Source organism: Escherichia whittamii (assembly GCF_014836715.1).
Lineage (GTDB): Bacteria > Pseudomonadota > Gammaproteobacteria > Enterobacterales > Enterobacteriaceae > Escherichia > Escherichia whittamii.
This window is the reverse complement of sequence record NZ_JACSQI010000035.1, coordinates 1-731: the sequence shown is the minus strand read 5'-3', so window position 1 is coordinate 731 and position 731 is coordinate 1. Positions and strand designations below refer to the sequence as shown.

Genomic DNA, 731 nt, shown 5'->3' with positions numbered 1-731 from the left:
AACGTGGACGATAGGTATGGATTATTAAGTGATATTACAGCAATTAAAATCGCTCAATATAATGAGTATCGTTCCCTTTTAAGAGAAAATAATTATGAAGGTAAAACATTTAATGTCGGTTATTTTACTGTCAGGAGTTGTTATGGGAACTGGATTTTGCTCTAACGATAACCAGCAAAAAATTCGCAGTAAGTTTAATATTGAGGAGTCATATTGTGCCATTAAAACTAATGGCGTCCTCGGCTTCAGTAACCGAATGAACGCATGGCGAGAGAATGGTGATTCAACCGGGGCCATATCCAGCACCAATGCCATGATGCTGATGGCGAATGGAGAAAATGAAATCAGTCTGGAGATTGGGGCATTAGGATGGTTTTCTGACAAGCCTGCCAGTATGGAAGAACGGGGGCGTTTTTTTCCAAAAGCAGGATGCAGCCTGGATTTGGTTCGTTTTATTAAACAGGAGGAAACGCTACTTTCTTCAATAAAAGTGACCATCAACCAGCAGGGCATACCTGAAGCCCGGCCAGACAGCGTGCATCCCGTTATCCGGAAAGAGATTTTGGCTGAGCAGGCGGAGCCAGGATTTATTGATCCAGATTATTTTGATGAAACCTATTTTCCGAAAGGGATGAAGGTGTATCAGTTTACACAAAAGGTCACGGTGACGGGGCTTCCTGAATGGGCCTGGACGCGGGCAACCCCCTATACCGGAAGCGACGAGCAGTTAC

The 731-nt window shown here is 44.0% G+C and carries 1 pseudogene; it reads left to right on the top strand.

Annotated features, from left to right (window positions below):
• Nucleotides 1-142 precede the first annotated feature (142 nt).
• Nucleotides 143-731: pseudogene (locus H9644_RS21410) on the top strand (hypothetical protein); the annotation flags it as partial.